Raw genomic sequence first — 26,691 nt, forward strand, 5'->3', positions numbered from 1 at the left:
GCCCACGGCAGATCCGGTGCCATCGGCACATAGGCCGCGCCTGCTTTCAGCACGCCGAGCAGCGTTTCCACCATCGCTACGCCCCGCGACAGCGACAGAGCGACGCGCGCGCCACGCCCGATGCCCCGCGCGCCCAGCCAATGGGCGATCTGGTTGGCACGGCGATCCAAGGTCGCGTAGCTGACCTGACGTTCTCCCCACACCAGGGCCACCGCATCCGGTTGCGCCGCCGCCTGCGCGGCGAACAACGCCCCTATGCAGCTGTCGCGCGGATAGGGCTGCGCCGTCGCGTTCCACTGCTGCAGCACCTGCACGCGCTCGGCATCGCCCAACAACGGCAGCGCCGATACCGGCCCCGTGTCGTCGTCGGCCATCGCCGTCAGCAAGCGCTGCCAATAGCCGACGAAACGCTCGATCGTCTCGCGATCGAACAACGCGGTCATGTAATTCAGGAAGCCGCTGATGCGGCCATCCTTCTCGCGCAGATCCATCAACAAGTCGAGCTGCGCAGTCTTCATCGCCTTTGGCGCGCGGACGACGTCGACGCCCTGCAGGGCCAACTCGCCTTCATCCTGACTCTGCCAGGCCAACATCACCTGGAACATCTGGTTGTAGGCGCTGTTGCGCGGCGGCTTGAGCGCTTCGATCACGCGGTCCAGCAGCACATCGCCGTGCGCCTGCGCATCGAGCAACCGCTGGCGCGTACGCGCGAGCAGCTCGCCGGTGGAGGGGTTGCCAGCCAGGTCGATCCGCAGCGCAAAAGTATTGATGAAGAACCCGATCAGCGGCTCGATCTCTTCGCGATTGCGGCTGGCCATCGGACTGCCGATCACCACCTCCGACTGCCCCGACAGGCGCGAGAACACCGCCGCCCAGCTGGCCAGGATCGTCATGTAGAGGGTGACGCCATGCCGCCTGCTCAAGGCCTTCAGCCGTGCGGTCAAGGCTTCGTCCAGATGCAGGTCGATCGCTGCACCAGCAAAATCCTGCTGCGGCGCTCGCGGACGGTCGGTGGGCAGCTCGAGCAGCGGTGGCGCGCCCGCCAGCGTGTCGCGCCAGTAGCCGATCTGCCGATCCAGTTCGGTGGCCGGCAGATGCTCGCCCTTCCAGAACGCATAATCGATGTACTGCACCGGCAGCGCGGGCAATGATGCCTGCGCCTGGCCGGTTTCGGCGGCATAGAACTCGCTCAGTTCCTTGAGCATGACGCCGATCGACCAACCGTCGGAGACGATATGGTGGGTCACCCATTGCAGCTCGAACGCATGCTCGTCCAGTTGCAGCACTTGCGCGCGCAGTGGCACGTCGCGACCGAGATCGAAGGGCTCCGCGTATAGCGCCGAATACAGCGTTTCGCAACGAGCGGCGGCATCTTCGGCGCCACGGATATCCTGAAAGCGCAGCTCGAACGGCGCACTGTCGCCGACGACCAGCATGGGCTCGCCGTCGATCTGAACGAAACGGGTACGCAGGATTTCGTGCCGTGCGACGATGACGCGCCAACTGCGCTCCAGCGCCGGGCGGTCAAGGTCGCCGGCGAGGCGATACGCGCCGCCGATGTGATGCGCCGAGGTCGCCTGACCGAGCTGGGTCATGACCCAGAAGCCGCGCACGATCTGCGGCATCGGCATGAACGGCCGGCGCGCCACCGGCTCGATCGGGCTCAGGCTGGAGGCGGCAATGCGCGGCAGACGCTCGCCCAGCTCACGCAGTTCCGAGGCTTCGAACACATCGCGGAACGTCAGCTCGACATCGAGCGCCTTGCGTACCCGCGACACCAGCTGCACGGCGAGCAGGGAATGCCCGCCGAGCTCGAAGAAGTCGTCGTTGCGCCCGACCTTTTCCAGCCGCAGCAGATCAGACCAGATCGAGGCCAGCGTGGTCTCGATCTCTCCCTGCGGCGGCGCATAGGCGCGGTGCGTATACGCCGCCTCGTCCGGCGCAGGCAGCGCCTTGCGGTCGAGCTTCCCGTTAGCGGTCAGTGGCCAGGTTTCCAAGCGCACGAACGCCGACGGCATCATGTAATCGGGCAAAGCGCCGGCGACATGCTCGCGAATCGCGGCGATGTCCAGCACCTCATCGGCCAGGCAATACGCGACCAGGCGCTTGCCGCCGTTGTCGTCGTCGCGCGCAACCACCACCGCTTCGCGCACGCCAGTGCATTCGCCGAGCCTGGCCTCGATCTCACCCAGCTCGATGCGGAAGCCGCGGATCTTCACCTGGAAGTCGTTGCGGCCCAGCAGGGTGATCGTACCGTCGTTCGACCACCGCCCGAGGTCACCGGTCTTGTACATGCGCGCGCCAGGCTCGGCGCTAAAAGGATCGTCGACAAAGCGATCGGCCGTCAGCTCCGCCTTGCCGAGATAGCCGCGGGCCACACCGTGGCCGCCGATGAATATCTCGCCGGCCACGCCAAGCGGCGCGGGAGCGCCGGCCTCGTCCAGGATATAGACCTGGGTGTTGCCGATCGGGCGGCCGACATCGGCAAGGAAGCCGGTGCTGCGATCCATCCGTGTCCAGGTCGAATAGGTCGTGGTTTCGGAGGGACCATAGAGATTGCACAGTTGCTCGACCTGCGGGGTCGCGATGATGCGTTCGGCGAGCGCGCGCTTGAGCGGCTCGCCGGCGACGTTCACCACCCGCACGGTCGGCGGTATCGCCTCGGCGCGGGTCAGCTCCATCATCACCGAGGGCACGGTGTTGATCAGGGTGACCGGCAATGCCGCGTTCAACAGCGCCAGCGCGTTGTCGACCAGGGTCACACAGCCGCCGCAGGACAACGGCACGCCGTACTCGTAGATCGACAGATCAAAATTGATCGAGGTCGAGAACAGGCAATTGCGCAGCGTATCGGCCGAGAATTCCTGCAAGGCCCAACAGATGAAGTTGACGCCATTGCGATGTTCGATGGCCACGCCCTTGGGCCGGCCGGTCGAACCAGACGTATAGATCAGATAGGCCAGGTGGCGCGAATTCAGACCAACCGCTTGCGCCGACGGATTCTCGCCGGATGCGTTCGCCCACGCAGCCGCATCAGCCTGCAGGTCGAGCACTGTCAACGACTGCGCCTGTTCGGCCAGGGCCAGCGCCTGCGTCAGCACGGGGCCGCCGACGGCATCGGTGAGCACCACGCGCGGTATGGCATCGTCGAGCATGTAGCCCAGACGGTCCGCCGGATAGGCCGGATCCAGCGGCACATAGGCGGCGCCGGACTTCAGCGAGGCCAGCAGCGCGACCAGCATCTCGGCGTTGCGCTGCACGCAGATGCCGACGCGCTCGTCTGGGCCAAGGCCGAGCGTACGCAAATGATGCGCAAGGCGGTTGGCGCGCTCGTTGAGTTGCGCATAGCTCAGCGTGCGGTCGCCGGCGACCAGCGCCACCGCCTGCGGCGAGCGCGCGACCTGCGCTTCGAACAACTCGTGCATGCAGGCATCGCGAGGATACTCGATCGCCGTCGCGTTCCAGGTCTCCAGAACCAGGCGGCGCTCCGGCTCGCCCAGAATCAGCAGGCGCGAAACCGTCTGCGTCTCGTCCAGGGCCATCGCAAGCAACATGCGCCGCCAGTGGCCGAGGTAGCGTCCGATGCTTTCGGCTTCGAACAACGCGATCGCATAGTGCAGTTCGCCGTCGATGCGGTCGACGGACTGGCGCAGATCCAACGCCAGATCCACGCCCACCGACTTCGCCTGCGCTGGCGCATCGGCCTGGCGCAAGGCCAACACGCTCTGGAACACAGGAGCCGACAGCGCCCCGGCCAGCGATGGGGTGGAGGCGACGATGCCCTCGAAGCTGGGCAGCGCATGCGCGAAGGCATCGCGCAGCCGACGATCGACCCGCACCAGCAGTTCGGCGACGCTCGGCTGCCCGCTCAGATCGACACGCAGCGGCAGCACATCGCCGATCGAACCGGCCGGCGCACCGCCGTCGGTCGGGACGCCAATCACGATATCGTCCTGGCTCGACAAGCGCGCCAGCGTCGCCGCCCACGCCGCCAACAGGGCGGCCTGCAGGGTCGTGCCGCGACGCACGGCGAGCGCGCCCAGGAGTGTGGTCAACTCGGGATCGATGGCGACCCCGATGCTGGCCGTAGCGGCACCCTCTCGCCCGGTGCGCGGACGATCGGTCGACAATTCCAGCATGGCCGGCGCGCCGGCAAGCGCGTCGCGCCAATAGGCAACATGACGATCGAAATCGTTGCCGATCGCAGGGTTGACGGATGGCGTATCCGCATCGGAGCCGGTGCGGATCGAAGCGTCCAAGTAATTTCCGTTTGACATCCTTAATCCCCGTCCTTCCTGCATCGAACCGGCTTTCCAGCCGACCCTGTCCATGGTGCGGACCGAAAGGCCCGATACGTTTCAGGCAGCAAGCTTGTCGATCGCGCCGGCGACGGTTTCCGCGTTGCGCCCGAACTGATTGATCGTGACGATCTGCTCCAGGCGATCGCCATAGCCGTATTTGATGAATCCCGACAGCGTGCCGGTAGAGCCTAGATCGACGAAGCGACACGGCCCTTCGGCGGCGATGGCGGCGATGGCGGCGCGGAAATCCACCATCTGGCTGGTCACCTTCCAGTAATGCGACGGCTCGACCCGCTCCAGGCGACCGCCGGTCGCGGAGGAGTACTGCGCGATGGACGGCGCCGAGATCGGCACGCCATCGAACATGCGCAAGAACGTCCCCTCGATCGGCGCGAGCAAGGGCGAATGGAACGGATACTCGACCGGCAGGCTCATCGAGACGACGGCCCGGGCGTCGAGCCTGCGCCGGGTGTCTTCGATGGCCGCACGGCTGCCGCTGACAACGAAGTTTCCGTCGAAGTTGACGCTGCCGATCACAGTATCGGGGTAGAGCTCGGGATGGCTGTGGAAATGTCCGACCGGGGCCAAGACGGTCAGCATGCCGCCGCCGGCGGCTTCGCTCCTGAACACCCCGGCCTGGCGGATCACGATGCGCATCGCGTGCTCGTGCGACAACGTTCCCGCCGCGACCGAGGCGGCGTACTCGCCCAGGCTGTAGCCGAGCACGGCATCCGGACGAATGCCGGCATGCGCCATCGCCTGGGTGAGGCCGTATCCGATGCTGAAGATGGCCGGATGCGACAGACCGATATCGGTCATCTCGCGGCGCCTGTTCGCTTCGTCGTAGAGTTCGGCGATCAGATCGCGCGATGTCATCTCCCGATAAACGGCATTGCAAGCGTCCATCGCCTCCCGGAACGCGGCGTTGGTCGCATACAGCTCCCGGCCCATGCCGTAGTACTGCGAGCCCTGGCCCGAATACATGAAGACGATCCGCGACTTTGCCGCGATGGGCGCCGGCTGCTGGGCAGCGCTCAAGATCATCGGCGCCTTGCGGATCTTGGCGAACAAGCCACTCAGCACATCGCCCGGCCCGATTTCCCGCAACGCGACCTCGCCCTGCGCGAGCAGCCACGACATCGATTCGTACCAATTCACCGGATGGCTGATCTGCTCGATCAACTTCGGCAGCCAAGCCTCGCGCGCATGCGGGCGAGCAGTGCGATTGGAGACGACATCGGCGCATAGCGGATGCAGGCGCCCCTGCTCGGACAGCCGTCCGACGAACTCGGCGTAGGCGCTCTCGACCTCGCGCATGTAGCGAGAATGGAAGGCCGCGCTGACCCTCAAGCGCACGAAACGCGCTCCCGCCTCGGCAAACACCGGTTCGCAGCGATCGATGTCCTCGTGCAGGCCCGAGAGGACGTGCTGGCTGTCGGAATTGATGTTCGCGACATCGACGCCGCTCAATCCCGACTGACGCAGGATCGTCCGCACCCGCGCCAGGTCCGGCCCGATGACCGCCGCCATCGCGCCGCGTGGCGCTCGCGCCATCAATGCGCCGCGCTTGGCGACCAATTCGATCCCGGTCGCGAAGTCGAACGCACCCGCGGCGAACAGCGCGGCGAATTCGCCGAGGCTGTGGCCGGCGAAAACCGTCGGGACCGCCGCACCGTCATCGCGCGCCTGCAGAAACGCCAGCGCAGATACTGCGAACAGCGCCGGCTGGGTGTGCTCGGTCTGGCTGAGCAAATTGCCCGGATCCTCCAGGCACAGCTCGCGCAAGGAGTAGCCCAGCACCGCATCGGCTTGCGCAACCAACTCCGGATAGCGCCCGAACAGCTCGCCGCCCATGCCTTTGTGTTGCGACCCCTGCCCGGGAAACACCCACACCGTCGTCATAGAAGCCGTCCTCTTCCGTCTCAGGCGACGAGCGCGCGGCTGTTCAGCTGCGCGCTCAGCACGTCGACGACGTCCTGCAGCGTATAGCGGTCGCGCTTGTCCGAATCGGCTATGCGCACGCTCAGGCGTTGCTCCAGTTCGTACCAGATCTCCAGCATCTCCCTCGAGTCCACGCCCAGATCGCCTCCAAGATAGAAATCCGGCTCCACCGTATCGATGGTGAATCCGGTGCGCTTGATCTCGTTGATGGCGGACAACACTTCTGCGTACACGTTCATGGCCTTCTCCTAAGCTGACGTTGCATTCCGGCACGAGGCAACGCTCGCCCGGACCTTGTTGGCGCGTCGCGGCGCGCGAATGCCCAACGCTGGCGGCGTTAGAGCAACCCCATCTCGCGCGCGGTCGAGGTGATCAGATCGACCGCGGCATCGATTTCTTCGTGTGTGTGCGTGGCCATAACCGACAAGCGCAGGCGTTCGGCGCCCGGCGGAACCATCGGGTATTCCATGATGTTGGCGAACAGCCCGCGACGGTACAGCTCCTTGTTCAATCGCCTGACCGCGCCGTCCTCGCCGAAGAACACCGGCACGATTCCGGATTCGCCGCGGGCGATGCGCATGCCGGCCGCTTCCAGGCGATCCTGGATGTAGCGGACATTGGCATGCAGGTTCTCGATGCGCTGCGGTTCGCGCTCCATCACGTCGAGCGCGGCCGAGATCGCGGCGATCGTCGGCTGCGCCAGACCCGACGTGAACAGGTACGGATACGAGAAATTGCGCAGCAGGAAGATATGCTCGCTGCTGCCCGACACGAACGCGCCCTGCGCACCGATCGCCTTGCTGCAGGTGGACATGCGCAGGTCGACCTGGCCTAGCAGATCCAGGTGCTCCAACGTGCCGCGCCCGTTGCGACCGACCGTGCCCAGGCCGTGGGCGTCGTCGAGGATGGTGATCACATCGTGGCGCTTGCAGATCTCGACATACTTCTTCAGGTCGATGATCAGACCATCGACCGAGCGCACGCCCTCGACCGTGGAGAAGATCTGCGCGCCTGGCTTGGCCTTGGACTTGATCCGCTCGAGAATCCTCTCGAAGCCGTCGAGTTCGTCCGGATCGAAGGTGTAGAACGGCACGCCGGCCATCTTGATCGCGTTGATCACGCTGGCGTGGCTGTTCTTGTCGTAGACGATGACGTCGTTGCGGTTCATAAGGCCAGCGACCCAGCACAGATTGGCCATGTAGCCGCCCGGCAACAGGACCGCATCTTCGTGTTCGGCCAGCTTGGCCAGACGCAGTTCCAGGTCGCGATGCTGCTTGGTATAGCCGGAGAACGCCGGCGAACCGCCGCTGCCGATGCCGTACAGCTCGACCGCCTCGATCACCTTGCGCTTCACATAGGGATCGTTCGACAGGCCCAGATAGCTGTTGGAACCGAACACCAGCACTTCATTGAAGACCTCGCTATTGAGTTCCTTGTACTTCATGCGGCGATCGACCGGACCGAAGCCCTGGCGGCCGACCATGTACCCCGCTTCCAACTCTTTCACATAGGTTTCGTACTGATGCGCGAGCCGTTCCTTGAAAGGCTTGCGTTCGAGTTCGATCAAAGCTCTTGAGTCCATGTTCTTCCCTTCCTGCCTGTTAAGTGTCCCTACCGCGTCCTGAGCATCGTCCACGCAAAGCCTTAGCCGAAAAATCCGTTGCGCCTGTACCATTCCGCGCTGTCGCGAACCATCGCTTCGATCGGTGCGGAACGATAGCCGAGTTCGCGCTCGGCCTTGCTCGAATCGAAGTAGTACGTACATCCCATCACGCGCATCCGGTACGCCTCGACCGCCGGACGGCCGGGCACGAACGGAAACCGGCGTTCCTGCAGGGTGGTCTTCAGGCGCAACCAGCGATAGTTCGCTCTCGGAATGCGCAATGGCTTTCCCAGCACTTCGCCAATCACGTCCAGGAAACGGGCGATACGAATGTTCTCGCCTCCCAGCAGATAACGCTCTCCGGGCCTTCCATGGGACAGCGCACTGACATGCGCGCGCCCCACATCGGCCGCGGAACAATAGCTCGCGCCGCCGGGTGGGCTGAATGGGAGCTGGTCGTAATGCGCGGCGATCAACAAGCGTCCCCACTGCAGGTTGTGATCGTAGGCCCCGACCACTTCCGCCGGGTTGAGCACGATCGTCTCCAGACCGCGCGCATTGGCCTCGAACACGACGCGTTCAGCCTGCTGTTTGGTCGCCGCGTACGGGCTGCGCCTGCGGTAGCCGGTGAGCGGCACGCTTTCGTCGGCCACGCGCGATGCGTCGTCGAAAGCGCCTACCGTCGACGTGGTGCTGGTGTAGACCAGCCGGCGCACCCCGTTGCGCAAGGCCGCATCGACGACGTTGCGCGTGCTGTATACGTTGGCCGCCTGCAATATCGGCAGGTCACTCCACTTGCAACTGGTGTTGCCGGCCGTATGGATCACCGTTTCCGCCCCGCGCATGGCCCGCGATAGCGCATCCACATCGCCCAGATCGCCGCGGACGATCTGCACACCGAACGGCTCCAGGTACTTCGTGTTCGAGTCCAGCCGCACGATGGCGGTGACGCGATGCCCGGCGGCGACCAGCGCAGAGACGATGTTGAGACCGACGAAGCCATTGCCGCCGGTGACGAAAACAGTCATTCAGGAACCTTCCGTAGTGATGGCTTTGGCATCCATGGCCTTCCAGAAGCGTTCCCGACTCTCGGATTTGGTGCGCATGCCCAGCGCGGACGGCATGCGATCGGGATTGGAGACAATGCCTTCGAGCAGCACGGCGATCTGTTCGAGCAACATCGCCGCACTGGCGTGGTCGGGTTCCACTGCGCGATACATCAAGCTCAGTTCCAGCGAATCGACGTCGATCGCCGCGGCAAGCTCCATGCGCGGCCGCAGGCCGCTGGGATGCGCTTCCGATGCCAGGTGGCGTTCGCCATCCTCGCCTGGCGCGATCGGCGAAGCGAAGCTCACGACGCAATCGAACAACTGCTCGCGCCCGACCCATTCGCCGATCCGCTCGATCGTCGTGCAGGCATGGCGATGCTTGCGCAGCAGGGTGGCCTGCAACTCGCCCAGCCATTCGAGCATCTTCTGCCGACCGACGGTGCGCACCCGCACCGGCAGCAAGACCGGCTCGCCAGCATGATCGGCACCGAGCAGGCCGAACTGGGAGTAACGGGCGTTGCTGTAGCGATTGAGCAACACGGCCCAGGCCCCGGCAATCAGGGTTTCCAGCGCGATGCCGTGGCGGGAACCGAAGGCCTGCAGCAACTGCGTCAATGCCGGATCAACCACCTCGGACACGACATGCACCGCGCCTGCCCTGTCGCCGCCCGGCGCCGCGGATTCCAGCGACATGCGCTCGCCCAGCGCGACCACGGTATCGGCCGCGTCGGCCAGGTGTTCGATCCAGTAGCGGCGCACCCACTCATCGTCAGGCGCATCGGCCACGGTCCGGCCAGATGCGTCTTCGACGTCGGCAGACAGGACGTCCGACAGGCGGCGCCATTCCGCGGATGCGTCCGCTGCCGCGTCGAAGGCTTCGGCTTGGCCGATGTGCAGACGGTCGTCGGCCTGGATGCCAGCGGACCTCGATTGCGCAGAGGAGCCGCCACCCGGGAAGACCAGATTGCGCAAATCACAACGTACCTGTTCGAAAGGCGTGCCCGGGAACGACGCGCGGCGGCGCGATTGCCCGTGGTGGATCGCGGGCCAATCGATCGCCGCGCCGCGAACCCACAGCTCGGCGAGCTTGTCTAGGTCTCGCGCCCGCAGCAGCGTGTCAACAAAGCCTTCTCCTGCATCGCCGTTCAGCAAACGCAGCACGTCCAGCGAACCGTGGGCTTCAATGTCGCCGGAGAACGTTCCGCGCCGGTCGCCGGCCTCGCTCGGCTGCTCCAGCGCGCCAATCAGCGCCTGCGCGTCGGCGGCAACCACGGCCAGACGATGACGATAGGCAATACGCCCAACCTGCGAAGCATACGCAAGGTCGGCGAAGGCCGTTTGGGTCAGTCCTTGCGCCGCCTGCTCGCGCATGAAGGCCGCAAGCGAGTCCGCATAGGCCTTCAGCCCCTCTTGGCTACGCGCCGACAATACGAACAGGACCGGCGACGCGGCGCTCCCGGCTCCGGCCGGCGCGGACTCATGCGACTCCACGACCACGAACGCATTGGAACCCCCCATGCCGAACGAGTTGATGCCGGCGATACGCGTGCCCTTGGCATTGCGTGGCCATGCCGTCGCCGCATCGGGAAAACGGAGCGCCGAACCGGCATGATCGAAATTGCTGTTGATCCGGCGCAGCTTGGCGCAAGGCGCGAATTCGCCGTGGCGCATGCTCAGCAATACCTTGATCAGCGAACCGACGCCGGACGCGGCCTCCATGTGTCCGATACCCGCCTTGCTGCCTATCGCGCACCCGCCGACCGCGCTGGAAGTACGCCGCAGCGCATTGTCGATCGCCTTCAATTCGATCGGATCGCCCAACTCGGTAGCGGTGCCGTGCGCTTCGATACAGTCGATGTCGTCGGCGACCAGACCGGCATCGCGAATGCAATCGGCGACGGTGTCCTCCATCACTTGCAGATTCGGCATGAACTGTCCCGGGCCGGTGCCGAAGTGGCCGATGCGCGAGGCGCGGATGACGCCGTGGATATGATCGCCATCGGCAATCGCACGGCTGAGCCGCTTCAGCACCACCACGCCGGCGCCCTCGCTTGGTACTAGGCCGTTGGCGCCTTCATCGAAGGTGCGCTCCTTGCCGTCTGGCGACAAGACCTTCATGTCGTGCAACAACTGGTATTTGCTTTGATGCAGCGAAAGATTGATGCCGCCGACCAGGGCCACTTCGCAATCGTCCGCAAGAATCGACTGCCGAGCCAGATGCAGTGCGGTCAACCCGCCCGAGCAAGCGGTCGAAACGGTCAGACTGGGCCCATGGAAGTTCATCACGAACGACAAGCGGTTCGACAGTTCGCTGGCCACCGAACCCGGACCGATGTACTCGCTGCCGCCCCGCTGCAGATCGGCGACGATGCGACTGAAGTCGTCGTTCATCGCGCCGACGAACACACCGACCTTGGAGACGGCCAGGGACTGCGGCGTATACGCGGCATCCTCGACCGCACGCCATGCGGCGCGCAGCAGCACGCGCAGTTGCGGATCGGCCCTGTCGGCCTCGACCTGCGACATGCGGAACAGCTTCGGATCGAACAGCTCCACATCGGCCAGGAAGCCCCCGGCGTCGGCGATCGATTGGCCCGAGCGCGAGCGATGGTCGTTGAGCGAAGAAGCGAACCCCCGCGTTGCCGGAACGCGGGTCAGGCAATCGCGGCCTTCGCGCAGATTGCGCCAGAACCCATCCAGATCCGGAGATGACGGAAACTCGCCGGCCATGCCGATGATCGCGATGGCCTCGGCCGCGACGGCGGGCGCGCGCCCAGCCGGCAACCGCTTGGAGTGCAGCGGCGCGACCGTCTTCTCGCGAGCCGCAGCCGGCATCGCCGGCGTTGCGTTGGCGTCACCAGCCGGAGCGACGGCAGCCACCGCATCGGCACCGGGAAAGAGCTGGCGAACCGCCTCCGGGTAGCGAGCGAGCAGATAGTGCGCGAGCTGCGCGGCACTGTCGTACTCGAACAGCGCGGTCTTCGGCAGCTCGGCGAAGTCCGCGCGCAATGCGGTGTGCAATTCGAGCATCAACACCGAATCCATCCCGCACTGCTCGAAGCTGGTGCGCGAACCGATGGCCGAGGCCCGGGTTTTGGTGACCGTGGCCATGCGTTGCTTGATCAGGTGTTCGACCTCGACACCCAATGCGTCGGCGGCGCTGCTTGCGTCGGCTGCGCCGTGCCTGGCCGGCGGGACTTTCGGCTCGGGAGGTACGGTGCGCCGCGTCGCAACCGATGCCATGTCATGCACCACCGGCGTGGCACCGACCATGCGCATCGTGACGCCGCGCTCAACGACGGCCTGCGTACCCAGTTGCGGCTCAGCCCCCTCCGGCAACCGCAAGGTCTTCGCGATGCGCTGCGGGTCGCCGACCGTGACCAGCACGCGGCCCTGTGCCGAGCGCAGCAGTGTGCCGAAAATCTCCAACCCTTCGGCCTCGCTCAGCGCCTGCATGCCGGAGAACCCGAACACCACCGAGTCACCGCCGGTGATTTCCATGCCGCCAGTCGCCCACAACGGCCAACCGATCGACAGACTGCGGCCATGACGCAGCCCGCGGGCGCGCTGCGCCTCGCGCCACAGCGCATAGCCGTCCATGAAACGGTTGCCGGCCGCGTACGCACCGGACCCCAGATCACCGATCAGCGCGGAAACCGACGAGAATGCGACGAAGAAATCCAGCGGCAGCGATGCGCTCGCACGGTCAAGCGCGATCAAGCCATCGACCTTGGGCGCGAGCAGCGCGTTGAAGCCGGCATCGTCGAGTTCGAGAATGGAGCGATCGCTGGCGTTTCCGGCGCAGTGAATGACGCCGTTCAGGCCGCCGAACTCGCGTTCGGCCATTGCCACCAATGTCGCGATCGCGGCCGTATCGGCGATATCGACGCTGCGGTACTCGACCTGCGCGCCGAGCGCGCGGATCGCGCCCACGGTGTCGCGGGCGTTCGCCGGCACTTCGGCCGAGCGTCCGCAAAGCAGCAACCGCGCCCGGCATGTCGTCGCCAACCAATGCGCCACCGCCAGACCAAGCTTGCCCGCGCCGCCGGTGATCAGATACGTGCCGTCCTCACGCAAGGGCAATGCGGCACTCGCATCATGCGCGGCCATCGGCAGGGCGCGCAGCGTGCGGCGAAGCCGCCGGCCGCCACGCCAGGCGATCTCGTTGGCACCGAAGCCGGCGTCCACCTCCAACTCGTCGATGATCGTCCGTGCACGCATCTCGATTCCGTCCTGGTCTTCGCTGAGCGTGGACAGTTCGAAGCGATGATTGGCCATCAATAGCGAACGGGCGTATCCGATGATCGCCTCGTGCTGCGGATGGACGTCGCCGTCGTCGCGATAGGCATAGAGCATCCGTACGGCGGCGCCGGGATTGACCCGTTCGGAGGCGACGAACAATTGGCGTACCGACAGCAGGCCACGATGCAAGGCGCTCACGCTGACCCCATCGGCCGACCACGCGGCATCGGACGCGCCATTCCAGATCACGATGCGCTCCGGCAACAGCCCGCGATCGCGCAGCGAATCGAACAGGGCCGACGCACTCGCGGCATCGAACGGGTCGAACCGGTCCGACGCAGACGCATCTTCTCCATTCACGGCGAATGCGACCGCGACGCCGCGATCGCCGTCGGGCAACGCGTGAACCACAGCTTGCGCGAGTTCGAGGTCGTCTGCGACCACCAGCATCGTCCGTGCGGCGCGGCCTGTGGCTGCGGCCCGGGCTGGCGGCGCAGGCAGCCAGTGATCGTCGAAAAACTTGACCGCGCGAGCCTGCGTCTCCTGGCGCACCAGCGCGCGGCCGCTGAAACCATGCAGCTTCGCCAGCACGCGGCCGTCTGCGTCGGTCACCAGGATGTCGTACTTGTACGCGGTCGCGTCGGTGGCGGGCGCCGGTCCGGCCGGCAGCGCCGCCGCTAGCGCATCGCGACTGCGCACGACATGCGCATAGCAGGTTTCGGTGAGCGGGTGACGAATCTCCAGTTCGTCCAGTGCGAACGGCACGATCGGCACGACCGGATCGCCGCTACCGGCCACCTCGACCGCCAGCCCGGCGCGCAGCACGGCATCGAGCAAGGAGGGATGCAGGCCGAACTGGCTCATGCCCGAGCGCAGATGCGCCGGCAGCCGCAATTCGCAGAGTGCGCCTTCGGCCAGGCGATGGCGAGCCTGGGTGACCTGGAAGGAGGGGCCGAAATGGAAGCCCATGCGACGGAAAGCGGAGTAGATCGCTTCCGGATCGCGGTCGATGCGGGTTCCGCGGGCGACGATGGCCCGGATATCCAGCCACTCGTCGGCGACTTCGTCTTCGACATCCTGGAACACCAGCTCGCCGTCTGCGCAGATCGCAGAATCGGACTCGCGCAGCACGTCGAACTGCAATCCGGTCTCGTCGCTATGCATGCGGATCGTCAAAGCATCGGGCGCGCCGGCGATTTCGAATGGCTGACGCCAGGCGAAATTGCGGATACGCGACACGCGCCAACCTTCTCCCGCGGCAAGATCGCCGGCCGCACGCGCCATTTCCAGATAGGCAACGCCGGGCAGAATCTTGCGGTCGCGATCGGTATGGACGATATGGTCGCGCAGGTAGAACTCCTGGCCATCGAAGCGCTTTCGGTAGATCTGCGTGGCGAGGGTGGAAAGGTTGCGGTCGATCAACGGGTGCGGCGCGTCGGCGACCGCATCGCTACGCTTCTCCTCGACCCAATAGCGCTGGGTGACGAAGGGCATGGTCGGGAACGGCACGCGATGCGGCGGGGCGCTGCCGGCGCCGACCGGATACAGGATCTCGACATAACGCGCCCACTCCACGTCGAGCATCGACACCCAGGCGCGCGCCAACTGCGGCAGGCGGCCGCCGGCGATCAAGTTGCGGATGATCGCGTCGCGCTCGCCTTCCTCGACGATCGCTTCGAGCTTCTCGCCTTGCCGGCGCGGCGAACCGCGCAGCATGCCCTCGGCGCTGGAGCCGGCGCGGCAAGCGCGTAACGCGTGCAGCAGATCGGCAACGCTGGTCGCGACGATCGCGAGGCGTTCGTCCATCGCCTCGCGGCCGATCTGCGAGGAATAGGCGAGCGAGCGAAGGTCCAGACCGACATCCGAATCGCCGCCGCGCTCCAGGAACGCGATCATGCGATCAACATAGCGCATCAGGCGCTCTTCACCATCGGCCGACAACACGAACAGCACCGGCCGGCCATCGGCGGCCGCCGGCAAGGTCCGCGGATGGTCCTCGATCAGGCAATGTGCGTTGGCGCCGCCTGCACCGAAGGAGCTCAAGCCGGCACGACGCGGACGGCGCGATCCGCTCGCGATCCACGGCTCCTGCTGTTGAACCACGCGGAAAGGCGCCTGGGCGAAATCGATGTTCGGATTCGCTGGCGACGCATGCAAGGACGGCGCGATGGCATCGTGGCGGAACTGCAGCAGGATCTTGGTCAATCCGGCGATGGCCGCAGCCGATTCCAGATGGCCGACGTTGGACTTGACCGAGCCGATGCGACACTTCTGGCGGTCCGATTCGGCGCCGCGGCCGAAGGGTGCGGATGCCGCATCGAATGCGCGGGTCAGCCCTGCGATCTCGATCGGATCGCCCAAGGACGTGCCGGTACCGTGCGCTTCGATGTAATCGATGCTGCGTGGATCCCAACCGGCCTGGCTGAGCGCCTTGCCGATCACATTGGTCTGCCCGAGCTGATTCGGCACGGTGTAGCCATTGGTCTTGCCGCCGTGATTGAGACTGGTCGCCTTGATCACGCCGTAGACGTGGTCGCCGTCCTGGATCGCCTGACTCAAACGCTTGAGCATTACTGCGCCGACGCCCTCGCCCGGCACGTAACCGTCGCCATTGGCGCCGAACGCGCGGCAGCGGCCGTCGCTGGACAGGAACTGCGCGGCGGACAACTTCTGATACTTGTTCGGATGCACGATCACGTTGACGCCACCGGCGATCGCCATCTCGCAATCGCCATTGTGGATGGCGCGGCACGCCAAATGGATCGCGGTCAGCGACGACGAGCACATCGTATCGACGGCCATGCTCGGGCCGTTGAAATTCATGAAATACGAAACGCGGTTGGCGATCGAGGAGAACGGCGGATTCGGCCGACCCGACTTGAGCTGCTCGTCGGTGACGTCGATCTGGGCGTAATAGCCCCACATCACCCCGACGTACACGCCGACCGACCGGCCCTTGAGCGATTGCCGGGTCTGGCAGGCGTCCTCGACGCACTCCCACGCGGTCTGCAGGAACAAGCGCTCCTGCGGGTCGATCAGTTCGGCCTCGCGCGCGGAAATATTAAAGAAGCGCGCATCGAACTGATCCACGCCGTCGATGAATCCGCCCCACTTGCTGTAGACCGCGCCCTTGCGCGTACGGTCGGGGTGGAAGTAACGGCCATGGTCCCATCGCGACAGCGGGATCTCGCTGACGCTGTCGCGGCCGGCCGAGAGGTTCTGCCAGAACGCGTGCAGATCGTTCGCGCCGGGATAGCGGCCACTGAGGCCGACGATGGCGACGTCTTCCGCCTCGAAGCGATCCGATCCGCCGCGCAGACGACGGAATTCGCTCGAAGCGGTGAGCGCGCGCCCTCTCGCGGGCATCGGATTCGACACGGTTGCCTGCGCATGCAGTTCCGAGCGGATCTGTTCGGCGCGTCCCTCGCGCCACTGCAGTTCGGCGGCCCAATCGGCCAGCGTGGGGTGGCGGTAAGGAGCGGACGCGTCCACGCCTTCGAAGTCCCGCGCCAAGGCATGCAGTACCGTGAGGATATTGACCGCGTCCAGCGGCCAATGCGCGATCGGCGTTCCAAGGCTGCAATTCGCGGCGTCCGCGCCGAGAATCCGCCGCAGTTGCCGGAACAGCTGGTCCTGCACGCCGATGCCGCCGCTTTCCGCGGCCGACGGTTCCCCGCCGCTCGGGCTGGCGGCCGCGATCGATACCGTCGGCGTGGCCACTGGACCGGCGCCAGCCAAGGCCTGAGCGGCCTCAGGGAAGGTCTCGGCCAAATGCTCGGCCAAGCTGGCAACGTCCTGGTACTCGAAGAACAGCGTTTTGGAAATCGCGCCGAAGGCCACTTCCAGGTGCGCGGTCAGCTTGACGATCATCACCGAATCGATGCCGTAGTTCTCCAGCGGCGCGCTCGGATCGATGTCGTGTGGCCCCAGGCCAACCGTTTCCCCCAGAATGCGGCGCAAGAACTCCTGCGTAGCCAGCCTAGGTGCGTCGACAGAGAGAAGGGGAGCTTGCGCTACCACGATGGCTTGCGTCGCCGGCACCTGTCCATCGCTGGCCGGCGCCATCGCGCGCAACGCATCAGCGTGATCTTCCGCAAGGTAGCCGGCGATGCCGGACAGTTCCTGGTACTCAAAGAAGAGCGTCTTGGGCACCTCTCCGAAACGCAGCTCCAACTCGCGGTTCAAGGCCGCGATCATGACCGAATCGATGCCGTAATTCTCCAGCGGCGCATGCGGATCGATCTGCGCTGGCGCAAGCTTGGTGACGTTGGCAAGCAACTCGACCAGGCGCGCGGTCGCGATCGCCTGCAGCGCTTGCGGTTCAAGCGTAGCCGACGTCGCCGCGACCGCAGGCGACTGCATCGTCGCCGGCAGGGCCTTGGCCGTTAGCTGCTTCGGCGCCGTACGCGCACGCGCAAGCAGCGACAGCTGCGGCGCGGACTGGATGGTGAGCTGTTCGATACGCACCAGTACCCGGCCCCGCGCATCGCACACGCTCAGGTCGAAGTGCGATTGCTCCGGGGTCGTAGCGCCGTGCACGACCGCGCTCCGACGCGCATGCACGAACACCTGTTCGCCCGGGACCGCGAGGATTTCGATCCGGCGCAACCGTACCGGCACGCGGATACCATGGGCGCTCGCGCTGAAGCCGCCGACACCGAGACTGGCCCGGATGGCACCGTCGATCAACGCCGGATGCAGCACGAAGTCGCCCGCCTCCACCCCGGCGATGCGCGGCAGGCGCAGCATGCCCAGTGCCTCATCGGCGTTGTGACGCAGACTTTCGAAGACCCGGAAGCTTTCGCCGAAGGCGAAGCCCATGGCCGAGAACGCAGCCTCCACGTCGACGCCGTCGAGCGAGGCGGTTCGAGCCGCAATCGCGGCCAGATCCACGCCTGCGGCTTCGCCAGCCGCGAACGCGTCGCCGAGCACAATCGCACCATCGGCATGCGGCTGTTGCGCATCACCGCCGAAGGCGTCGATGGCGAAAGCAACCGCGCCACGCTCGGGCAACAGCGAGATCCGCACGGCCTGCGGCAGATCGTTGACGATGATCGGCCTGTACCAATGCACGTCCTCGATCGCCATCACCACGCGGCCGGGTGCGGCCAGACGCGCCGCCTGCAAGGCCAGTTCGAGATACACCACACCCGGCAGGACGCGGTTGTCGCCCAGGCGATGATCGCGCAAATAGAACGCGTCGGGGCGAAACGTCTTCAGGAAGGCCTGTTCTTCCAGGGTAGACACATTGGCGTCGATCAACGGATGCAATGCGGCGAAGCCGCCCTCGCCGCTCGCGCCGAGGTCCGATGTCTCGACCCAGTAACGCTGGCGTTGGAATGCATACCCCGGCAATGGCACGCGACGCCGGCTGCCGGCGACATGCAACGCACGCCAATCGATCGATGCGCCGTCCACCCAGGCCTGCGCCAGAGCGGCCAGATCGCGAGCGGCGAGCGTTTCCGACAGCCGCGCCGCAGCGGCGGCGACGCGCGCGGCTACCGCAGTGTCGCGCTTGGCGGCATCGCGGTGACCGGACCAGGCTTGGGTAGCCAGCAGGCCCTTCCCGGCATACAGGCGCAGCGCATCCAGCAACTCGCTCCGCGACGCCGCCACGAAGGCGACGCGGACTTCCATCGCGATGCGGCCGATCTGCAAGGTATACGCCGCATCCTGCAAACCGATGGTCGGATCGTCCTGCAAACGTTGGGCCAACCCGGCGGCCATTTCGCGCAAGGCGGTGTCGCGACGCGCGGACAGTACGACGACGACCGGCGCATCGGCGCCCGAGTCCTCGCGCGCCTCCTCGACGTATTCTTCGACGATCAGATGGCCGTTGCTGCCGCCGGCACCGAACGAGCTGATGCCCGCCAGTCGCGGCAGTTCCCTGCGCGATCCGGCCTGCTCGACGACCGGACGCAACCAGGGCTGCAAGCTGCGTTGCACGCGGAACGGGCTGTGCGCGAAGTCGATGTAGGGATTGGGGGTATCGGAATGAATCGACGGCACCAGACTGCGATGCCGCATCTGCAGCAGCACCTTGGTCAAGCCGGCGATGCCGGCCGCCGCTTCGAGATGGCCCAGATTGGACTTGGCCGACCCGATCGCGCAGTACTGATGCTCACTTTGGGCGAAGGCCTTGGTCAGGCCTGCGACCTCGATCGGATCGCCCAGGCTCGTGCCGGTGCCATGCGCCTCGACGTAGCTGATATGACGCGCATCCACGCCCGCCGCATCCAGCGCTTGCTGCACCAATGCCGCTTGACGTTTGGGATTGGGCACGGTGAAACCGGAGGCCTTGCCACCGTGGTTGATCGACGAGCCGCGGATGACGCCGTAGATGTGGTCGCCGTCGCGACGCGCCTGCTCCAGGCCTTTCAACACCACCGCGCCGACGCCTTCGCCGGGGACATAGCCGTTGCCCCCCTCGCCGAAAGCGCGGCAGCGGCCGTCGCTGGACAGGAAATGCATGTCCGAGAGCAGGTTGTACTTGTTCGGATGCAGCGACAGGTTGACCGCACCGGCGATGGCGACGTCGATCTCGCCCACGCCGATCGCCTGGCAGGCCAGATGGATCGCGGTCAACGATGACGAACAAGCGGTATCGATGGTCAGACTCGGACCGGAAAAATTGAACTGATACGAAACCCGGTTGGCGACAGCCCAATAGAAGCTGTGCGGCACCACCCAGCTGTCACGCGGACGATCCACGCCATGCAACTGGTAGTCGCCCCACATCAGGCCGGCATACACGCCGACCGGGTTTTCGCGATGGCCACACGCCTGCGCCAGCGTGTCCGGCGTATAGCCTGCATCCTCGATCGCCTGCGAGGCGATCTCCAGGAAAAGGCGCTCGTTCGGATCGATGTTCTCCGCTTCTTTGGGCGAGATATTGAAGAACAACGGATCGAACTGATCGACCCCGCGGAGGAAACCGCCCCAACGGCTGTAGCTGCTGGCGCGCGTCGCTTCGCCCGGCTGGAAACGGAACTTCGCCGCTAGATCCGGTCTGTCGGCGGGAATCTCCTCGACGCAATCGCGGCCCAGCCGCAGATTGTCCCAGAACGCCTCCAGCGTCTCGGCCTGCGGATAGCGGCCTGCCAGACCGATGATCGCGATGTCGTCGCGGTGCGGCGGGACCGCGGGTTCGGCGGCACGGCTGCGGGTGGGCGACGCCGCTACATGGGCGGCGGCACGCCCGGAATCGTGCGCGGTGACCGGCGCAGACGTATCCGAAGTCGTGTATGCCCCCGTTGCCGCGCCGATATCGACGACGGCTCGCGCGGAGCGCGCGATCGCGCGGCACCGCTGCGGATAGTATTCGATGAAGTAGGCGCCCAGTTCGCCTAATGTCTGGTATTCGAAGAACAGGGTTTTCGGCAGCGTTCCGAAGGATTTTTCCAGATCGGCGATGAGATCGATCATCACCACCGAGTCGAAACCATAATCCTTGAATGAGCGGTCCGGCTCGAAGTCGGCAGAAATGCCGAGCTGCGAGGCGAACAAATCCGCGAGAAAACGCGATACTGACGCGCGCCAGGCGGAAGGAGCCTCGTCGGCATGCATCTCGTCGGCGTCCAGCGCAGCGATGGCACTCGCGGGGGCCGTTGGCTGACGGTCCTCGGCGATCACACCGAGCACTTCACGCACCTTATCGATGTCTCCGGCCGGCATCACCACGACTTGCGGCTGCGTTTGCGCGATTGCGTAGCCCAGTACGTCGATACCGCGCCGGGTCGTCAACGGCACGATCCCGAAGCTGCGCTGCAGTGCCTCCTCTTCTTTTTCGCCAAGGCGCATGCCGCCGTCTTGCCAGTAGGGCCAGTTGATCGACACCGACTTGCCGCTGCGTTGGCCGCCTGCGACCAGCACCTCGCGCATCGCCGAGTACGCATCCTCGAACGCGTTGCCGAACGCATAGTCGCTCTGTCCGACATTGCCCAGCACGCCGGTGACGGATGAAAAAAGAACGAACAGATCCAGCGGATCGTGTTGCGTCTCCTGATCCAGGCACCACACGCCAAGGGTCTTCGGCGCGATGACGCGCGCGAACACTTCCGTAGGCTTGCGCAGCAGGAAGTCGTCTTCGATGACCCCGGCCGAGTGCAGCACACCATTCAGCACTTGATCGTGCTGCCGCAGATCCTCGCGGATCGCCGCAAAGACCTCGCGGACTGCATCGCGATCGCTGATATCGCACGCGAAATAGACTGCGCGACCGCCAAGGCCGGCCAAGGCCTCGAGCGTAGGCCGCTGCGCCTCGGACAGCGGCCGGCGACCGGTCAGATACACCGTGGCCCGATAGCGCTCGCATAAATGACGGGCAACGATCAGGCCAAGGGCACCGAGCCCACCGGTAATGACATACGCACCCTCCGTGCGGAAGCCCGTGCTGCCGGCATGCGCCGCGGCCGGCAGCGCGTCTGAATGCACGGGCGCAAACCGGCGCGTCTCACGCAGGCCGTTGCGATAGCGCACATCGCTGGTTTTGTCAGAGGCGAGCAATTCGTCAGCGATCAGATTGGCCCAACTGGCGCTATCGGCCGGGCATTGCACGACGCGTCCGCTGAAGCTCGGCTTTTCGATCGCTAGCGTCTTGTAGAATCCGCCCAGCGCGACGACATCGGCGCCGCCGAGGCCATTGCGATCGCGCGCGTGGTCGAGGTCCTGCTGGTGCAGATGCACAAAGCGCGCGCGCTTTGGACCGCGCAGCATCGCCTTAACCAACGCGAACACAGTGCGCGCGCCAACATCGATGCGCGCCTGAACGGACAGGCTATCGCTGGGCCTCGGGGCGATCCAGACAACGCATTCCGATTGCACGCCGCGCGCTTTCCAGGCTCCGACCACGGCTTCGGCATCGGCGAGCGAGCCGGCGCGAAGGACGTTGCCCTGCTCCGCCGGCGCCAGTCCTGTGTCCGCGGCCAGCACAGGCACACGTTCGAAACTCGTGCCGGCGAACCGCGGAGATCGTGCGAGCGCCGCATGCAGGCTGTCCAGATCCTCCCGTTCGCCGATCATCACCACCGTCGCAGGCGCTTGCGCTGCGCTCGGCAATGCCGCCTGCACCCATAGCGGCGCGTACAGATCGCCAGCGATCGATTGGGGTGGAAGACGCATCGCAGAAGCCTTTGGAGCCTGCACCTCCGACGTTTGCGCCGTACGTGGACGCAAGCTCAACCCGCGGAAGGCCAGACGCACCCGGCCGACGGACTGGCCAGGCACACACTCGATCAAATCGATATCGAGCCGAGGAACTCGCTCGCTGGCGGACGAGGTCGGCGCGAATCGTGCCCAGGCATACAGCTCGGTTGCACTCGAACTGGAATCCGTTCGCGCATCCACAACATCCAGACGATCCAAGGCGAACGGCAAGCACGGCGCGTGTACGCGCGGAGTGTCGGTCGCGTCGAGGGCGGACGCGAGTACGACTGCCGCCTGCAACGCTGCATCGGCTGTACTCGGATGCACGACGAAGGCCGCTTGGCCGGCCGCAAGCTGCGTGGGCGACACGATCCGCGCAAGGCACTGGCCGGTACCGAGCCGCACATCGGCAATCGCCCGATGCATCGGTCCGTATTGCAATTGCAAGCGGGCCAAGCCACGGTAGCAGGCGGCCGAATCGACGAGGCCGGCCATGCAGTCGGTGCGGATGGTGTCGACATCCACCAGAATTTCGCCGGGATTCCGATCGACGTGCAATCGGCCCTGGCAGTACACCTGCACCGATTCCGGCGTTTGTGCGTCAACGACGCGAAAGCGCAGAAGAGCCAGGTCGGCGCTCTCCGCTGTACCGTCGCCGAATGCGTCCAACTTCAAATCGACCGATATCGCAGCATCCGTCACGTCGAGTGGCCGCTGCCAGACAACATCATGCAAGCTGACCGTGGAACCAGCCTCCACATCGACAACATCGGCCAACGCAAGATTCGCGGCGGCACGCGCCATTTCCAGGTACGCGACGCCTGGCAGGATCGAGCGGCCGTCCACGACGTGATCGGCCAGGAAGAATTCGCGACCGTCGAAGGTCGAGCGGAAGCGCTGCTGGCCGAGGACGGACACGTTCTGGTGTAGCAGCGGGTGCAGGCGAGCTTCCGCCTGGGCCTCACCACGCAGATCCGCTGTGATCGCCGCAGGCGTCCAGAAGGTCGCCCCCTTGAAAGGGTAGCCAGGCAGTCGCACCGGCTGCGCCGATACGTCGGCGAACAACGGCGACCACGACAGCTTTGCACCGCCGTGAAAGGCGTTCGCCAGGGTACTCAAAGCGTTGATGCGCGCCTGCTTTTTCAGCTTTGGCCATTTCGACAGCAGCACCTGCAGCGCTTCGGCGTCCGCAATCTCGGGCGTGGCGGCGCCATCGGTGTCCGTATCCATCGCTTGATTCAGCGCATTCAGCAATGCGGCGGGGCTATCCACCACGCAGGCGAACCGGCAAGACAAGGCATCACGGCCCAATAGCAACGTCCGGCTGACATCGATCAGCCGCGTCCTTCCCGCATCGTCCCGCGCCCAATCGCGCAGTGTCTCGATGCGGCGCTGCAAGGCCGCCGCCGTCTTGGCCGACAAGGCGATCAACACGGGCTCATCACTGCGAACACGGCCGACGCCGCGCCTCACCGGCGCTGCAGGCGCCTCCTCCAGAATCACATGGGCATTGGTGCCGCCGAATCCGAACGAACTCACACCGGCACGTAGCGGTTTTCCTGGCGCAGGCGGCAGCCAGGGGCGGCTGTCATCGAGAACATAGAACGGCGTGCCATCGATAGCGATACGGTGGTTGAGCCGGGCGAAATTCTGGAACGGCGGCAGGCGACGATGTCGCATTGCCAGCAACACCTTGATCACCCCGGCGACGCCTGCCGCCGCTTCGAGATGACCGATATTGGTTTTCACCGAACTCACGCCGCAGTAGGCGGATGGCAGTTCGATGCCCTGCTTGCGCGCCAGGCCACTGAAAGCCTGCAGCAGCCCTTCGAACTCGATCGGGTCGCCCTTGGGCGTGCCCGTGCCGTGCAGTTCGACGAATCCCAGGCTGTCGATGGCCACGTCGGCGCGCTCGTGCGCGGCCATGATGACCTCGGCCTGCGCCTGCGGACTCGGGTAGGTCAAGGTATAGGTGCTGCCGCAGTGATTGACCGCGGAGCCCTTGATCACGCCATGGATCGCGTCGCCATCGGCGACGGCGCGCTCCAGCGGCTTGAGCAGCAAAAACGCCGCGCCTTCGCCGCGCACGTAACCATCGGCAGCATCGTCGAAGGTCTTGCAGATGCCGCTTGGCGAGAGCATGCCCATCTTCGAGAAAGAGATATGTCGGGTGGGCGTCAACATCAGATTGATGCCACCGGTGAGCGCCATCTCGCAATCGTCGTACTGCAAGGCCTGGATGGCACTGTGGATCGCATTGAGCGAACTCGAACAGGCCGTATCGATCGGCACGCTAGGTCCGCGCAAGTCGAAGTAATGCGACACCCGATTGGCGATCACCGCTGTCGCGGTACCGGTGGAGTGATGCGCTTCGATCGAAATCTCGTCGCGTTCCTGCAACTCCTTGTAATCGTGATTGAAGACACCGACGACAACGGCGATCTTGCGTCCGCGCACGCCCGAAGGCGCTACACCCGCGTCTTCCATGCAATTCCAGGCAAGCTCGAGCATGATCCGCTGCTGCGGATCCATGGACCGCACAACCTTGGGCAGAAAACCGAAGAATTCATGATCGAACGCGTCGACCGTGTCGATGAATCCGCCCCATTTGCTATCGGTCTTGTTGACAGTGTGCTTTGGGTCGCCCCATACACCACGCCAATCCCAGCGTTGTGCTGGAATCTCGGTCACACTCGATTTACGGTCAATCAGATTTTTCCAGAACGTCGTAGTGTCGTTCGCCCCTGGAAATCGGAACGCCATTCCAATAATCGCGGTATCCATATCGCCCCAAACTTCCTCTGTATCGCGATGGCGCCGGCATCATTCCTTTAGAGAATGACGACATCCTTCTGTCCCCACAGAGGATCATCCAAACTTGAGCGGAACACCCATCAATGCTCTGCTTGATATCACACCTATCGAAAAAAACCGTAGACAGATGAGAAATCAAGCAAGGCCGGCGCCAAGGATGGGCTCATTTCTTGTCCAATCGCATATGCAGCCCACCTGGATCTACCTAGCTCCAAAGAATCACTTGCCGCGCAGGCGATGATGCCGCGAGAATTTTTCGGTTTCAGCCTCGTGAAGAAATGATGCGCGCAATAGCCGTTGCTTCTGTTGATACGGCAAAGACATCGCCCCTGCAAATCACCCTTCCAGCATAGCTATTGATGCCGCTCCACTCTTCAGTCATCCCAAGGCACGAATCGATTATTAAGTGCCTGGCATCTGCCGTACGAAAATGCGAGAGTGAAACTCAAAACTAATATGTATCTCCACCACACGCACGGGTTGACTGCAGGCTCAGCAACCCGGGCCGACATCTTGTTTCAGTGATTACCCGCAAGAATTTCCAACGAAATTATGCGACATAACAATATAGCCCATCGGCAAGCAAGGAATGTACGACTTTGCTAAACGGTCGCGCTTCCAGATAGCAACAAGCGCAGAGCGCCCCAGTGCTGGGCAACATCAGCAATCAAATTAAAAAAATATATATTTACAATATTATGGTAGTTTTTTAAAAAGAAAGCTAACTAAAAAATCGCTTCGATGTCCCCGCTCCGCCTGGCTTGGACTGGCATTGGGTAGATCAGCGCGCACCACCCGTAAGGGTTTCCTCTCCGTTTCGGCCCGAAAATCCATTCCGGACATCAGTAGCGATGCTGGCGAGTCCTGACCCTTGAGCCAGGATGCGCAGCCGTTGCGCTGGAAGACGGACCCGAAACCGACGTGGCACGTCCACTGTCAGCGGGCCACTGCAAAATACCGGCACCTCAACAGCGCGGCTGACGGCGACCTCTGCAACGTCACTGAGATCTCCAGCCCAATCAGCAGCACCAATGCTCGCTTTGCACCGCCCAGCCCAAGTCTCCAGACACCCAAGATCCGAACCTTCCTTCACTGCCAGCATTGAGCGGCAATGCTGGGCATTCTCAACTTGGGCGTATGCACCAGGCAGGGAGTACGAGCAGGGAAGGTCGGCAGAGTTGGAACTCGTCGGCATCCGCTATCGTGCGGCCGGACGTCGCACAGCGTCGCGCCATCGCCGATTTCTATCGCCCACAGCGCAGCAGACGCTGCCCGGCAACTTCATGCCTTGGGGATGAGGACGCCCTGTCCCGGCCCCTCAGGAGCGACTCCAGCCACTGAGCCCGTATTGCTGTTCCCTGAGGCCAACGAGCGCTGCAGCGGCGCGCCGACAAGCGCGGCGCGATCACACCCCATGCGTGTACTGCGCTCTCCCATCTTGCGCCGAAGCGCGCCCGATGCGCGACCGAACGTCTTAGCGGCCGGTCTCGCCGCGCGTGAGGGAGGGCGCGACTCGCATGGAAGTGTCCAAGCGAGTGCCCAAGGTGGCCGAAAAGAAAAACGCCCACAAATCGTTGATTTGCGGGCGTTTCCTTGA

General features: G+C 64.7%; 6 protein-coding genes. All 6 read right to left on the reverse strand.

Annotated elements, in window-relative coordinates; translation table 11 throughout:
- Window positions 1-4,259, reverse strand: a 4,259-nt coding sequence (locus PIQ37_RS10725; RefSeq protein WP_342073461.1) for an amino acid adenylation domain-containing protein, incomplete at its 3' end; no start/stop codon positions are given.
- A 99-nt stretch (window positions 4,260-4,358) separates the two neighbouring features.
- Window positions 4,359-6,203: an ACP S-malonyltransferase gene (gene fabD / locus PIQ37_RS10730; RefSeq protein ID WP_342073462.1), complete on the reverse strand. Its 1,845-nt coding sequence runs from the start codon at window positions 6,201-6,203 to the stop codon at window positions 4,359-4,361.
- 20 nt (window positions 6,204-6,223) lie between these two features.
- Window positions 6,224-6,481, reverse strand: coding sequence for an acyl carrier protein (locus tag PIQ37_RS10735; RefSeq protein ID WP_295926428.1), 258 nt, complete (start codon window positions 6,479-6,481; stop codon window positions 6,224-6,226).
- Window positions 6,482-6,579: 98 nt separating this feature from the next.
- Window positions 6,580-7,917 carry an aminotransferase class I/II-fold pyridoxal phosphate-dependent enzyme gene (locus tag PIQ37_RS10740; RefSeq protein ID WP_342073463.1) on the reverse strand — a complete coding sequence of 446 codons (1,338 nt, stop codon included), beginning with the start codon at window positions 7,915-7,917 and terminating at the stop codon, window positions 6,580-6,582.
- Entirely contained in the window at window positions 7,887-8,873 is a 987-nt protein-coding gene (locus tag PIQ37_RS10745; protein WP_342073464.1) for an NAD-dependent epimerase/dehydratase family protein, read from the reverse strand. The genes PIQ37_RS10740 and PIQ37_RS10745 overlap by 31 nt, the downstream gene beginning before the upstream one ends.
- The gene (locus PIQ37_RS10750) at window positions 8,874-25,064 is read right to left on the reverse strand and encodes an SDR family NAD(P)-dependent oxidoreductase (protein ID WP_342073465.1); all 16,191 of its coding nucleotides are present in this window, start codon (window positions 25,062-25,064) and stop codon (window positions 8,874-8,876) included.
- Between the last annotated feature and the right edge of the window lie 1,627 nt (window positions 25,065-26,691).

It is taken from the genome of Xanthomonas protegens, assembly GCF_038442435.1.
In the GTDB taxonomy this organism is placed as follows: Bacteria; Pseudomonadota; Gammaproteobacteria; order Xanthomonadales; family Xanthomonadaceae; genus Xanthomonas_A; species Xanthomonas_A sontii.